We start from the raw sequence: 522 nt of genomic DNA on the forward strand, positions 1-522 counted from the left end.
CAGCTCGAGACCTGCGGGACGACGAACTGACCACGCTGATCGAGTGCCTCTACGAGCGTCTCAACGGCCGCCCTGGCGTTCGTCGTATGCGCGCAGAGCTCGCCGCCGGCGGCCATCGGGTCTCGCACAAGCGGGTGTGGCGGCTCATGAAAACCGCAGGCCTGGAAGGCCGCCACCCGAAGGCGTGGAAGCGCACCACCGTCGCCGGAGAGCGCCCCGTTCCTGCACCTGACCTCGTCGGCCGTGACTTCACGGCGGCCGAGGCGAACACCAAGTGGTGCGGCGATATTACTTACGTGCGGACCTGGAATGGCTGGGCGTACTTGGCCACCGTCATCGATCTGCACTCCCGGATGGTCGTCGGATGGGCCGTGGCCGACCATATGCGCACCGAGCTGGTCACCGACGCACTGGACATGGCCATCGCTCGTCGTCGACCACCCGGAAAAGTAATATTTCACAGCGATCGCGGAACTCAATACACGTCCGCTGACTTCGACAAGTACTGCACGAAAAACAATA

Annotated in this window: 1 protein-coding gene; it reads left to right on the plus strand. The window is 63.4% G+C overall.

The features are described 5' to 3' along the window. A partial coding sequence (locus tag ABD250_RS17995) for an IS3 family transposase (RefSeq protein ID WP_344393590.1) occupies window positions 1-522 on the plus strand: 522 nt, incomplete at both ends.

Origin of the sequence: Dietzia cercidiphylli, assembly GCF_039531545.1 — a bacterium.
In the GTDB taxonomy this organism is placed as follows: domain Bacteria; phylum Actinomycetota; class Actinomycetes; order Mycobacteriales; family Mycobacteriaceae; genus Dietzia; species Dietzia natronolimnaea.